The organism is Cupriavidus sp. 30B13 (assembly GCF_049059565.2).
Lineage (GTDB): Bacteria > Pseudomonadota > Gammaproteobacteria > Burkholderiales > Burkholderiaceae > Cupriavidus.
In genome coordinates this window covers 4,032,354-4,045,189 of sequence record NZ_CP188223.1, presented here as the reverse complement: position 1 = coordinate 4,045,189, position 12,836 = coordinate 4,032,354, and the positions used below count along the sequence as shown (strand labels likewise).

Genomic DNA, 12,836 nt, shown 5'->3' with positions numbered 1-12,836 from the left:
CCGCGAGCGGGAGAGGGGCGCAGACAATCGCGGTCTGCATCCTCTCCAGCATCCTCTCCGGAAGAGGGGAGCAAACAAGCGGCGGTCTTTACTGCACGCCGTGTTCCGCGCGCCACCCCAGCCCTTCGACCGTGGTGGTCTTCGGCTTGTACTCGCAGCCGACCCAGCCGTCGTAGCCGATCTGGTCGAGCCACTGGAACAGGAAGCGGTAGTTCAGCTCGCCGGTGCCCGGCTCGTTGCGGCCCGGGTTGTCGGCCAGCTGCACGTGCCTGATCTTCGGCAGGTTGGCCTTGAGCGTGGCGGCGATCTCGCCCTCCATGCGCTGCATGTGATAGATGTCGTACTGCACGTAGAGGTTGGGCGCGTTGACCTGGCCGATCAGTTCCAGCGCCTGGCGGGTGCCCGAGAGGAAGAAGCCGGGAATGTCGAAGGTGTTGATCGGCTCGACCAGCAGGTCGATCTGCTCGGCGGCGAGCGCGCGCGCGGCGAAGCGCAGGTTTTCCACCAGCGTCTCCTGCGCCTGCTCGCGCTTGACGTCCTGCGGCTGGATGCCCACCAGGCAGTTGAGCTGGCGCACGCCGAGCACCTTGGCGTACTTGAGCGCTTCGCCCACGCCGTCCTGGAACTCGCCGACGCGGTCGGGGTGGCAGGCGATGCCGCGCTCGCCCGCGTCCCACTTGCCGGCCGGCAGGTTGTGCAGCACCAGGTCGAGCTGGAAGCGGTTGAGGCGGTCCGCGATCTGGTCCGCGTGGAAGGCGTACGGGAACAGGAATTCCACGCCGCGGAAGCCCGCGCGCGCGGCGGCCTCGAAGCGGTCGAGGAAGCCCGCCTCGGTAAACAGCATGGTCAGGTTGGCGGCCAGTTTTGGCATGTCTTTTCTCCGGAATCTGGAGCACCGGCGCCGCCGCGCAAAAGCGCCAGCCCGGTGCGGTTGCGTTGCTTGGCTTACGCCGTTTCCACTTCTTCGCCGAGGATGGCTTCCTCGATGTCTTCGATGGGCTCGAACTCGTTGATGTTGTCGATCTCGGTGCCCATGGCGATATTGGTCACGCGCTCGAGGATGACCTCCACCACCACCGGCACCGAGAACTCGGCCATCAGCTCGCGCGCCCGCGCGAAGGCCGGCGCGATGTCCTCGGGCTTGAACACGCGGATCGCCTTGCAGCCCAGCCCTTCGACCACCTTGACGTGGTCCACGCCGTAGCCGTTCAGCTCGGGCGCGTTGACGTTGTCGAAGGCGAGCTGCACGCAGTAGTCCATGTCGAAATTGCGCTGCGCCTGGCGGATCAGGCCGAGGTAGGAGTTGTTCACCACGAGGTGGATGTAGGGCACCTTGAACTGCGCGGCCACGGCCAGTTCCTCGATCATGAACTGGAAGTCGTAGTCGCCCGAGATCGCCACCACGTCGGATTCCGGCGAGGCCACCTTCACGCCGATGGCGGCGGGAATGGTCCAGCCCAGCGGCCCGGCCTGGCCGCAGTTGATCCAGTGGCGCGGCTGGTTGACCGAAAGGAACTGCGCGGCGGCGATCTGCGACAGGCCGATGGTGGAGACGTAGCGCACGTCGCGCGGGAAGTACTGGTTCATCTCGCGGTACACGCGCTGCGGCTTGACCGGCACGTTGTCGAAATCGCTCTTGCGCCGCATGGTGCGGCGGCGCTTCTGCACGTCCGCCACCCAGCCCTTGCGGCACGGCAGGCGGCCGGCCATCTTCATGTCGCGCGCAATCTCGACGAACAGTTCCAGCGCGGCCCCGGCGTCGGACACGATGCCGAGGTCCGGGCCGAACACGCGGCCGATCTGGGTGGGCTCGATGTCCACGTGCACGAACTTGCGGCCTTTCGTGTAGACGTCGACGCTGCCGGTGTGGCGGTTGGCCCAGCGGTTGCCGATGCCGAGCACGAAGTCCGACGCCAGCATGGTCGCGTTGCCGTAGCGGTGCGACGTCTGCAGGCCCACCATGCCGGCCTGCAGCGGATGGTCGTCGGCCAGCACGCCCCAGCCCATCAGCGTCGGCACCACCGGCACGTTGACCAGCTCGGCGAATTCGACCAGCAGGGCGGCCGCGTCGGCGTTGATCACGCCGCCGCCGCACACGATCAGCGGGCGCTCGGCCGCGTTGAGCATGGCGATGGCCTTTTCGACCTGCGCGCGCGAGGCGGCCGGCTTGTACGGCTGCAGCGGCTGGTAGGTGGCGGGATCGAACTCGATCTCGGCGACCTGCACGTCGAACGGCAGGTCGATCAGCACCGGCCCCGGGCGGCCCGAGCGCATCAGGTGGAAGGCCTGCTGGAACACCTGCGGCACCAGCGCCGGCTCGCGCACGGTCACCGCCCACTTGGTCACCGGCTTGGCGATCGATTCGATGTCGACCGCCTGGAAGTCTTCCTTGTACAGCCGCGCGCGCGGCGCCTGGCCGGTGATGCAGAGGATGGGAATGGAGTCCGCCCAGGCCGAGTACAGGCCGGTGATCATGTCTGTGCCGGCCGGGCCCGAGGTGCCGATGCACACGCCGATGTTGCCGGCCTCGGCGCGGGTGTAGCCCTCGGCCATGTGCGACGCGCCTTCGACGTGGCGCGCCAGGAAATGGTCGATGGTGCCGGCGCGGCGCATCGCCGAGTAGAACGGATTGATGGCGGCGCCGGGCACGCCGAACGCGGTGGTGACGCCTTCTTTTTCCAGTACGGCGATGGCCGCGTCGACTGCTCTCATCTTGGGCATGTCTGTCTCCAATGTGCCTGCAATGTGTTCCGGGAAATGCCGGGATGCTGGGAATTGCGGTGATTCACTGTTGGGGGCCATGCTATGCCCGCGGGCGGTGCGGGATAAAGGGAAGCGGGATCAGTTGATTCGATACCCGGAGTATGGAATTCGACCGTGGAGCGTCATTTGCGCCACGGCGCAACGGCGGATTACCGCACGTTGTGTGACGGCAACGATACGTGCGAATTTGCAGGAAAAGACCGGCGCGCTGCCGCCGCGCATCCCTGCCCGCGCGCCAAATGGCGACAATGTGCGCACGTGCGCGTGCCACCGGCGCCGCGCGCGGAAATGACTCACCGCAAACCGAATTGCCATGCTGACCAGGCTCCCCACCACCCGCGAGCTGCTCGACGCGCTCAAGCGCAGGCCGTCATCCCCGCCCGACACCGCCGCCCCGCGCCCCGCCGGCCTCGATCCGGCGCGGCTGCAGCGCGGCCTGCTCGGCCTGTTCTGGGGCTGCTCGCTGGCGGCGCTGCTGGTGGCCGGCGCGGTGCTCCACGCCCGCGCGCAGCACCGGGCGCCGGCGCCGTGGCTGCTGCGCCTGCTCTACTGCCTGCTGGCCGGCAGCGTGGCCGGGCTGGGCGGCCTGCTGCTCAGCCATGCGCCCGCGCTGCTGCGCCGGCTGCGCGACCCGCTCGGGCCGCTGGCCGAGCAGATCGACCGGCACGACGACGCCGAAAGCGCGCTGCTGCGCGCGCTCGCGCGCATCCCGGCCCAGGCGCTGCGCGCGCGCGGCCGCCGGGTCGAATTGCATCTGCGGATGTGGGAAGGCATGGCGAAGACCGCCGGCCTGCTGGTGGCGGTAAGCCCGCTGGCGCTGATGCTGGTCACCGGCCTGCTGGAGCTGCCGCGCAAGGGCGCGGGCCTGGTGCCGCTGCTGTCGCTGTACGGCGTGGCCTTCGTGGCGGGCGCCGCGCTGGTGGTGTTCCTGCAGTTGCAGGTGGCGCGGCCGCTGCGGCGGCTGGCCTATGTGCTGGCCGAAGCCGCGGAGATCAGCGCGCAGCTCGGGCGCGCGCCGGACGTACCCGTGGCAGCGGCCCGGCCCGCCGTGCCGTCGCCGGCGCCGGTGCCGCCGGACAGCCTCGGCGGCCCCGACAGCCGGGAAGAAAGCCCGGCGCCGCTGGATCAGGCCGCCAGGTAGGTCCGCGCCAGCCGTACCCAGCACGCCGCGCCCAGCGGCAGCACCCGGTCGTTGAAGTCGTAGCCCGGGTTGTGCACCATGCAGCCGCCGAACTCGCCTTCGCCGTTGCCGAGGATCAGGTAGCAGCCCGGCACCGCGTTGAGCATCCAGGCGAAATCCTCGCTGCCGTTCAGTCCCTTCGGCGCCTGCGTCACCACCTTGTCCGCGCCCACCAGCGCGGCGCAGACCTGCTGCGCGAGGCGCGTCTCGGCCTCGGCGTTGACCATCGGCGGGGTCAGCTGGCGGTAGTCGATGTGCGCCTCCACGCCATGCGCCTGCGCGGTCAGTCCGACGATCTCGCGGATGCGCTGCTCCACCAGCGCGCGCGTCTCGGGGCGCGCGGCGCGCACGTTCAGCCCCAGCGTCACCGCTTCCGGAATCACGTTGTGGGTGGCGCCGCCGCGGATGAAGCCCACCGACAGCACCGCCGTGTCGTCGGGCGCCACGTTGCGCGCCACCACCGTCTGCAGCGCGGTGATGATCGCGGCCGCCGCCGCGATGGTGTCGCGCGTGCGGTGCGGCATGGCGCCGTGGCCGCCCACGCCCTTGAGGGTCACGTCGGCCACGTCGGACGACAGGCTCACCGGCCCCGGCAGCACGCGGAAGGTGCCGGCCGCCACGCCCGGCATGTTGTGCAGCGCGTACACCGCGTCGCAGGGGAAGCGCTCGAACAGGCCGTCCTCGATCATCGCGCGCGCGCCGCACAGGTTCTCTTCGTCGGGCTGGAAGATCAGGTTGAGCGTGCCGTCGAAATCGCGGCTGTCGGCCAGCGCCTTGGCCGCGGCCAGCAGGATGGCGGTGTGGCCGTCGTGGCCGCACGCGTGCATCTTGCCGGGGTTCCGGCTGGCGTAGGGCAGGCCGGTCTTCTCGGCGATGGGCAGCGCGTCCATGTCGGCGCGGATGCCCAGTCGGCGCTTGCCGCTGCCGAGCCGGAGCTGGCCCACCACGCCGCTCCTGCCGATGCCGGTGTGCACCTCGTAGCCCCAGCTTTCCAGCAGCGTGGCCACCAGCTTGCCGGTGGCGCCCACCTCGAAGCCGAGCTCGGGCTGCGCGTGGATCTGGCGGCGGATGCCGATGAAGGTCTCGGCGTCGATCCGGATATCGGTGATGCCGGGCAGCAGGTGCGGCAGCAGCTGGAACGGGGTCAGGGTCGGTTCGCGGGTCATGTGGGAATCCTGTGGAAGCAAGGGCAGGGCGGAAGAGGTGGCCGAAGAGGTGGGGAAGAGGTGGGGAAGAGGTGGCGCAAGAGGTGGCGCAAGAGGGGAAGCTCAGGCTCGCGGCTTTTCGCGGATGCTCAGCACGGCGAGGATGGTCACCACGCCGCAGGCCATCATGTAGAACGCCGGCGCCATCAGGTTGCCGGTGCGCGCCAGCAGCCAGGTGACGACGAACTGGCAGGAGCCGCCGAACACCGTCACGCCCACCGCGTAGATCACCGACAGGCCGCTGGCGCGCACGCGCGCCGGCAGGATCTCCATCAGCACCAGCAGCATCGGCGTGGAGCCGAGGTAGAGGCTGGCGGTCAGCAGCGCCGACAGGCCCAGCACCAGCGGCACGCTCGGGTAGTGCGTCATCAGCCAGAAGGCGGGATAGAGCGCCACCAGCGTGAACGCCATGGCGCCCAGCACCAGCGGCTTGCGGCGCGGCAGGCGATCGGCCAGCCAGCCGGACAGCAGCGACGCGAGCAGGCACACCAGTCCGGTGACGCAGCCGGCCAGCAGCGACAGCGAGGCCGGCAGGTGCAGCTCGCGGATCATGTAGGTCGGCATGAAATACACCACGAGGTAGGTGCCGACCGTGCCGCCGATGATGGTGAGGATGCCCTTGGCCACGGTGCCGCCGTGCTCGCGGAACAGCGTGCCGAGCGGACTCGGCGCGCGCGCCTCGGCGACATGGGTTTCATCGAGATGCGCGCGGATGTACAGCCCCACCGGCGCGATCAGCAGGCCCAGCACGAAAGGCACGCGCCAGCCCCAGCTTTCCAGCGCCGCGGCCGGCAGCGTGCCGTACAGCACGGCCGCGGTGAGCGCGCCCAGCAGCGCCGCGATGCCCTGGCTGCCGAGCTGCCAGCTGATACGGAAACCGCGGCCGCGCACGCCGCCGGCCTCCATCAGCATGGCGGTGGAGGCGCCGATCTCGCCGCCGAGCGAGAAGCCCTGCAGCAGGCGCCCCGCCACGATCATCAGCGGACCGCACACGCCCGCGAGCGCGTAGGTCGGCGCCACCGCCAGGCACAGCGTGCCGGCCACCATCATGCCGATGGTCAGCGTCATGGCCGCCTTGCGGCCGTGGCGGTCCGCGTAGTTGCCGATCACGAAACCGCCTAGCGGCCGCATCACGAAACCGATGCCGAACGTGGCCACCGCCAGCAGCAGCGAGCCATAGGCGCTGTCGGACGGGAAGAACAGCTTGCCGATCAGGATGGCGAAGAAGCTGTAGACCGTGAAGTCGTACATCTCCATCGCATTGCCGATCGAGCAGGCGGCGATCAGGCGGAACTGGCCCGCGCGCGCCGGGCTGGCGGCGGCCGCAGCGGAAGGCGCCAGCGCGGGAGCGGCGGGCAGGATGGCGTCGTTCATGTCGGATCTCCACGAACTGGTTTGCGGGGGTCGTGGAGGCGGGCGGTGCCTGCGTCCAGCGCGGGGATGAAGATTCCCTGGCGCTGAAGTATTCAGGCAAAGACGGCGCGCCGAAAATCATATATTTTCATCCTGATAACCAAATGGCATCGCCGTCATAACCGTCGCCCGCCCGCCATCGGTACAACTACCGAGAACCCAGGCGGGAAGCGGCCCGGCGGGCAGGTACCGGCAGCGCGCTGCCGCACTGCGGCGGGGCACGGCGCACCACGGCGGACAGCAACACGGCAACGGAAGCGAGACGATGAAACTGCAGCAATTGCGCATCCTGCTGGCGGTGGCCCAGCACGGCAGCATCCACGAAGCCTCGCGCGCGCTCCATGTGTCGCAGCCCGCGCTGTCCAAGGCCATCGCCGAGCTCGAGCGCGAGCTCGGCGTGACGCTGCTGTCGCGCTCGGTGCGCGGCGTCAGCCTGACCGCCTACGGCGTGGCGCTGGTCAAGCGCGCCAGCCTGGTCGAGCAGGAGCTGCGCCACGCGCTCGAAGACATCGAGGCCATCCGCGGCCATGCCGACGCCGAGCTCAATATCGGCCTCACCGCGGTGGCCTCCGGCGGCCCGCTGCCCGACGCCATGGCCGCGTTCCGCCAGCGTTTTCCCAACGTGGCGCTGCGCGCGTTCGAGATGCGTCCGCAGCAGATCCTCGAAGGCCTGCGCGAAGGCCGTCTCGACCTCGGGCTGATCTCCTCCAACGGCGGCCCCGGCAGCGGCGCCTTCCAGTGGGAACCGCTGTTCTCCACCGGCATGTCGCTGGCCGTGCGCGCCGGCCACCCGCTGCGGCGGGTACGGCGGCTGCGCCCGCTGCTCGACGCCGACTGGCTCGTGCTCGACCCGCTCGACGACCCCGGCAGCCCGCTCGCCAGCCTGATGCGGCTGCACCGCTTCGACATGCCCAAGCGCGTGGTGCAGAGCGCCTCCAACCTGCTCGGCCTGCAGCTCGCCACGCGCACAGACCTGATCAGCATGTGGTCCGACTTCGTGTTCGAAGGCACCGGCGGCCCGCTGCGCCTCGACCCCGCCGCGCTGGTGCGCCTGCCGGTCAGCGACGAGCTGCCGGACTTCCGCGTGTTCCTGGTCTACCGCTCGGAAGACCTGATGACGCACGCGTGCGCCGAGTTCAGCAAGGAAGTGCGGCACTGCGCGCAGTCGATGCCGCGCGGGCGGGCGCCGGGGCGTGGGGCGAAGTGAGCGACAAGAGAACCACAGTAGGACAACAAGACGGCGCGCAAGATGGCGCCCATTACGGAAATGTCCGCGGCGGCTTTGGGAAAGGCCTGAGAGAACGGGCGCGCGGTGCGCACTAGCCTGATCCGCGGTGTCGACTTTGCGGCACTTCAGGAGAATGAATGGCACCTTTTCTCAGGATGGACGGCAGCAGCCTGCCCGCCCGGATGCCCCTGATCGGCGGCAATACCCTGTGGTTCAAGGTGTCGGGACTCGGACCCGACCGCAAGCACCTGCGCATCGCCAGCTCGTCGCCGGCGGCGCGCGTGTCGGTGGTGTCGGCGCGCGACGGCAACGTCGAGCAGAAGCTCAAGCTCGACATCGGCGAGGTCCGCACGGCGGCGCGCGTGGCGCTGACCGCCCACACGCAGGGCGGGGCACCGGACCACGCCCCGCAGGGCGTCGAGTTTCAGCTTGAACCGGCACTGGCGCTGCCGCTTGCCGGCGACGAAACCGGCATGCTGGCGCGCCTGCTGCTGGCCGAGGCCAAAGGCCCCGGCCAGCCGGGCTTCGTTTCCCAGTCGCGCACGCTGCTGTCGATGCAATGGATGCGGCATGTGCTGCTCAACCGGCTCAAGTTCGGGCCCAGATTCTTCGGCGCCGGCAACGCGGGCACGCTGGCGGCGCTGATCGTGGCGCCGAATCAGGTGGAGGGGTTTGAGCAATATCCCGCGCTGCGCGGCATTCAGGAAAAGAATCTTCGGGATTTTGTGAAGATTGCAAACGACGCCACGGACTCGCGCCATGCTGCCATGCGCGAGTTCATGACGAACGCGATCGCCGTTGCCAGAGGCAGCAATCCCGGCACAGATCCATGCCCTACCGGACTGTACGCGTGGCGGACGGCAGGCGAAGACTCCCCGGGAAAGAATTTCGTGAAATTCATCACGGAAGGCGGGAATGATTTCTACACCCTGAGCGAGGCATTCCGACGCGATCCGCTATTGAGAGGGCAATGACATGACACTTCGTTCTTCCGTCTCGCTGACTCTCTGCATCCTGCTTGCCTTGTGCTTCGCCGCGCCTGCACTGTCGAATGCCGCCGACGATCTTCCGGCGACATTCGGCAGTCCTCCCAAGGGGCGTTTCGTCGTGTCTAAGAGCCCGTATTTTCTCCGTCCCGATCGAGCGATGCGTCAACGCGTCGCGTTCGACAAGAAAAACCGCGTCACCAATCATTTTTGCGTCGTCGGTTACGAATGGCCCGATGGCAATCTTCAGGTGTGGGTGAACTGGAAAGAGGAGAAGACCAACATCCTCTGGGACGGAAGCGAATACCGGGACATGCGCGAGGCAGGACTGACCACCGCGCGCCGCAACCTCAAGCTCGGCCGGGACACCGTGGAAACGGTGGACGACATCAACGGCAGCACCTATCTGGTCACGCACGCGAGATGGCATTCCATCGCCGACGACTGCGCCGCGCACGGCGAAAAATACGTCATCAAGCCGTTCCGCCCCAAGCCGCGCTGACCCCTGCGCACGCCGCCTGCGCCAAATGCGCCACAATGGCGGGCAGGAGACGGACGAGCATGGACAAACTCAAACAGATCGAGGCGTTCATCGCCGTGGTGGAACACGGCAGCATGGCCGCGGCGGCGCTCACGCAGGGCGTGACGCCGGTGATGATCGGGCGGCGCATCAATGCGCTGGAGGCGCGCATCGGCGTGAAGCTGCTGCACCGCTCGACGCGCCGCATCGTGGTGACCGAGCAGGGCGCGGCGTTCATGGAACAGTGCAAGAAGGCGCTGGCGGACCTGGACCGCGCCGAGATGCTGATCGCCGAGGGCAAGCACAAGGCCACCGGCCACCTGATCGTGTCGGCGCCGGCGGCGTTCGGGCGCAAGCACGTGGCGCCGCACGCGCCGCTGTTCCTGGCGGCCAACCCCGAGGTGCAGATTTCCTTCAACCTGACCGACCGCGTGGTGGACCTGGTGCGCGAAGGTTATGACGTGGGCATCCGCATCGGCGGCGCCATCGACCCGAACTTCGTCGCCATCAGGCTGGCCACCAACAAGCGCGTGGTGTGCGGCACGCCGGCCTACTTCGCGCGCCACGGCGTGCCGCACACGCTGGACGACCTGGCGCAGCACAACTGCCTGGCGTTCAACCTGCAGGGCGGCCAGCAGCGCGGCTGGTATTTCCAGCAGGACGGCAGGACGGTGACGGTGCGCGTGAACGGCAACCTCGACTGCAACGACGGCGAGCTGCTGCACCGCTGGACCGGCGAGGGCCTGGGGCTGGGCTGGCGCTCCACCTGGGAGATCCTGCCGCAACTGGAGAGCGGCGAGCTGATCACGGTGCTGGACGGCTACGCGCTGCCGGACTACGACATCCTCGCGGTGTACCCGCAGCAGCGCCCCGTGCCGGCCAAGATCCGCTTCTTCATCGAGCACCTCAAGGCCGCGTACGCGGCGCCGGGCTACTGGACCGGGCGGCGCACGCCATGAGCGCGCCATGGCTGGCCGATGCGGTGGTGCTGGCGCACCTGGCCTTCATCCTGTTCGTGATGTTCGGCGGCCTGCTGGTGCTGCGCTGGCCGCGCCTGGCGTGGCTGCACCTGCCGGCGGCGGCGTGGGGCGTGGCGGTGGAGTGGACCGGCTGGATCTGCCCGCTCACGCCGCTGGAAAACGCGCTGCGCGAGCGCGCCGGGCAGCAGGCCTACGGCGGCGATTTCGTGCAGCACTACATCATGCCGCTGATCTATCCGGACGGCCTCACGCGCCATACGCAGTTGGTGCTGGGCGCGCTCGTGCTGCTGCTCAACGTGACGGTCTACGCGGCGCTGTGGCGCCGGCGGGGCGGCCGGCGCGGCTGAGCGCTAGGCGGCCGGCTTGAATGCCGGCGCGCGCTTTTCGAGATTGGCGAGCACCGCCTCGCGCTGGTTGGCGGTGCCGATCAGGCCATCCTGCTCGACGGATTCCGCCCGCAGGATGGCGGCGCCATCGCGCCCCTCGCCGTCCTCGCTGACCTGCAGCAGCCGCTTGGCCGCGCGGATGGCGTCGGGGCTGCGGCCGGCGATCTCGCGCGCGGCGGCCAGCGCGGCGGCGCGCGGGTCGTCCACCAGCGCGGTGGCCAGGCCGAGCGCGCAGGCTTCCTCGGCGCCGACGATGCGGCCGCTGTAGACCAGCTCGCGCAGCCGGTCCGGGCGCACCAGCCCGCGCATCAGCAGCATGCCGGCCATGTCCGGCACCAGGCCCCACTTGATCTCCATCACCGACATGCGCGTGTCCGCGCCGACGTAGCGCAGGTCGGCGCCGAGCGCCACCTGCAGGCCGCCGCCGAAGGCCACGCCGTGCACCGCGGCGATCACCGGCACCGGCAACTCGCGCCATACCATGCAGGCGTACTGGGGCCGGTTGGAGATGCCGTGCGTGCGCGCCGCCAGCCGGCCGGCGGCGATGCCGTCGCCGGCGCCCGCGGCGATCCCGGCCATGCTCTGCATGTCGAGCCCCGCGCAGAACGCGCGGCCCTCGCCGGACAGCACCACCGCGCGCAGGTCCGGCTCGCGCAGCAGGCGCTGGCCGGTTGCGATCAGCGCGTCGAACATGGCGGGGTCGAGCGCGTTCATCTTGTCGGGGCGGTTGAGCCTGACCTCGGCCACGCCGCGGTCGATAGTGAGGACGATGCGCTGAGCGCCGTCTGCCGGGTGGGTCATCGTTGTCGGTCTCCGTGTCCGGTGTGTGGTTTGTGCGTGCCGTCGCGCACGGGCAAGCCGCTGGCATTTGCCCTCTGCTGCCTGTTTGCTCCCCTCTCCCACTTGTGGGAGAGGGGAGCAAACCACTGGCGAATCATCGTCCACGCGGGTGTCCGAGCGCCGCGGCTCAGCGCCCCTTGAACTGCGGCTTGCGCTTTTCCAGGAACGCGGCCACGCCTTCCTTGAAGTCCTGGCTGGCCGACGCGCGCGTCTGCAGCGAGGCTTCGCGCTCGAGCTGGTCGGGCAGGTTGCTGTCGAAGCTGGCGTTGAGCGCTTCCTTGATCAGGCCGTAGGCGAAGGTGGGCATCTGCGCCAGGTGCGCGGCGAGCTTGGCGGTCTCGGCGGCCAGCGCGTCGTCCGCGTGGACCTTCCACACCAGGCCGATGCGGTGCGCTTCTTCGGCGTCGATCTTCTCGGCCAGGATGGCCAGCGCGCGGGCGCGCATCTCGCCGGCGTAGCGCGGCAGGAAGTAGGTGCTGCCGGCATCGGGCACCAGGCCGATCTTGGAGAACGCCTGCAGGAACGAGGCCGAGCGGCCGGCCAGCACCACGTCGCCGGCCAGCGCCAGGCTCATGCCGGCGCCGGCGGCCACGCCGTTGACCGCGGTGACGACGGGCTTGGGCATGTTGCGCAGCGCCAGCACGATCGGGTGGTAGCGCTCGCGCAGCAGCGTGCCGGAATCCTTCATCTCGCCCTGGCGCCCGGCCAGGTCGGCGCCGGCGCAGAAGCCGCGGCCGTTGCCGGTGAGCACCACCGCGCGCACGGCTTCGTCCTGCGCGGCGCGCTCCACCGAGGCGCGCAGCTCGGCCATCAGTTCGGCGTTGAGCGCGTTGAGCACGTCGGGGCGGTTCAGGGTAATGGTGGCCACGCCTTCGGCGGCGTGATAGAGCACGGGAGAGGTCATGCTTGTGTCCTTGTCGGTTGGGGCGAAGAAAAAGGTCAGGCCGGCCTGCCGGGCGGATGCAGCGCGTCGGCCAAGGCGTCGCCGGGCTTGCTGCCGCCGTCGCAGTCGACGATGGTGCCGGCGATGAAGGCGACCTTGCCGGACGGCACGCCGTCCCTGCACGCGTTTGACATGGCTTTTCCTCCCTGGAGCGGGTCGGGTATGGCGGAAATCGGATGAGGCCGGCGCCGGCCGGGCGCGCTGCGGTTCAGCCGCGGCGGTGCGCGGCGGGCGAGGCGGAACGGGTCATGGCGGTCTCCTGTCTTCTGTCTTTTTTGTGCGGTGCCGGGCGGTGCCTGGCCCGGGCCTCCGACATCCTACTCCGATGCCGCGATTCGATCACGCGCATGCCAGGCAACAGAGGTGCGCATGGCGCGCAACAAACCGGCGGC

The 12,836-nt window shown here is 69.5% G+C and carries 13 protein-coding genes; 6 read left to right on the top strand and 7 right to left on the bottom strand.

Going from position 1 to position 12,836, the window contains the following annotated elements; genetic code table 11:
* Positions 1 to 88: 88 nt before the first annotated feature.
* On the bottom strand, positions 89 to 871 hold the full coding sequence (gene hyi / locus ACKI2N_RS18720; RefSeq protein WP_420996096.1) for a hydroxypyruvate isomerase: 783 nt from the start codon (positions 869 to 871) through the stop codon (positions 89 to 91).
* A gap of 74 nt (positions 872 to 945) precedes the next feature.
* Positions 946 to 2,721, bottom strand: coding sequence for a glyoxylate carboligase (gene gcl, locus ACKI2N_RS18715; protein ID WP_420996095.1), 1,776 nt, complete (start codon positions 2,719 to 2,721; stop codon positions 946 to 948).
* 355 nt (positions 2,722 to 3,076) lie between these two features.
* Between gcl and ACKI2N_RS18710 the strand changes: the two genes are divergently transcribed.
* Complete coding sequence (locus tag ACKI2N_RS18710) at positions 3,077 to 3,904, top strand: hypothetical protein (RefSeq protein WP_420996094.1); 828 nt, start codon at positions 3,077 to 3,079, stop codon at positions 3,902 to 3,904.
* Here the strand turns inward: ACKI2N_RS18710 and ACKI2N_RS18705 are convergent.
* Positions 3,889 to 5,109: a M20 aminoacylase family protein gene (locus ACKI2N_RS18705; RefSeq protein WP_420996093.1), complete on the bottom strand. Its 1,221-nt coding sequence runs from the start codon at positions 5,107 to 5,109 to the stop codon at positions 3,889 to 3,891. The genes ACKI2N_RS18710 and ACKI2N_RS18705 overlap by 16 nt on opposite strands.
* 102 nt (positions 5,110 to 5,211) lie before the next feature.
* The gene (locus ACKI2N_RS18700; protein WP_420996092.1) at positions 5,212 to 6,522 is read right to left on the bottom strand and encodes an MFS transporter; all 1,311 of its coding nucleotides are present in this window, start codon (positions 6,520 to 6,522) and stop codon (positions 5,212 to 5,214) included.
* A gap of 304 nt (positions 6,523 to 6,826) precedes the next feature.
* On the opposite strand from ACKI2N_RS18700, the gene ACKI2N_RS18695 reads away from it, so the two are divergent.
* From ACKI2N_RS18695 to ACKI2N_RS18675, 5 genes are all read left to right on the top strand, one after another.
* Entirely contained in the window at positions 6,827 to 7,768 is a 942-nt protein-coding gene (locus ACKI2N_RS18695) for a LysR family transcriptional regulator (RefSeq protein WP_420996091.1), read from the top strand.
* Between the two features lie 158 nt (positions 7,769 to 7,926).
* Entirely contained in the window at positions 7,927 to 8,763 is an 837-nt protein-coding gene (locus ACKI2N_RS18690; protein ID WP_420996090.1) for a hypothetical protein, read from the top strand.
* A gap of 1 nt (position 8,764) precedes the next feature.
* Entirely contained in the window at positions 8,765 to 9,277 is a 513-nt protein-coding gene (locus ACKI2N_RS18685; RefSeq protein ID WP_420996089.1) for a hypothetical protein, read from the top strand.
* 59 nt (positions 9,278 to 9,336) lie between these two features.
* Positions 9,337 to 10,254: a LysR family transcriptional regulator gene (locus tag ACKI2N_RS18680; RefSeq protein ID WP_420996088.1), complete on the top strand. Its 918-nt coding sequence runs from the start codon at positions 9,337 to 9,339 to the stop codon at positions 10,252 to 10,254.
* Positions 10,251 to 10,622: a DUF2784 domain-containing protein gene (locus tag ACKI2N_RS18675; RefSeq protein ID WP_420996087.1), complete on the top strand. Its 372-nt coding sequence runs from the start codon at positions 10,251 to 10,253 to the stop codon at positions 10,620 to 10,622. Before ACKI2N_RS18680 ends, ACKI2N_RS18675 begins: the two co-directional genes overlap by 4 nt.
* Before the next feature lie 3 nt (positions 10,623 to 10,625).
* Here the strand turns inward: ACKI2N_RS18675 and ACKI2N_RS18670 are convergent, their stop codons facing one another.
* From ACKI2N_RS18670 to ACKI2N_RS18660, 3 genes are all read right to left on the bottom strand, one after another.
* Entirely contained in the window at positions 10,626 to 11,462 is an 837-nt protein-coding gene (locus ACKI2N_RS18670) for a crotonase/enoyl-CoA hydratase family protein (RefSeq protein WP_420996086.1), read from the bottom strand.
* Between the two features lie 166 nt (positions 11,463 to 11,628).
* A complete protein-coding gene (locus ACKI2N_RS18665) occupies positions 11,629 to 12,405 on the bottom strand; it encodes an enoyl-CoA hydratase-related protein (protein WP_420996085.1) in 777 nt (258 codons plus the stop codon).
* A gap of 35 nt (positions 12,406 to 12,440) precedes the next feature.
* On the bottom strand, positions 12,441 to 12,578 hold the full coding sequence (locus tag ACKI2N_RS18660) for a hypothetical protein (protein WP_420996084.1): 138 nt from the start codon (positions 12,576 to 12,578) through the stop codon (positions 12,441 to 12,443).
* Between the last annotated feature and the right edge of the window lie 258 nt (positions 12,579 to 12,836).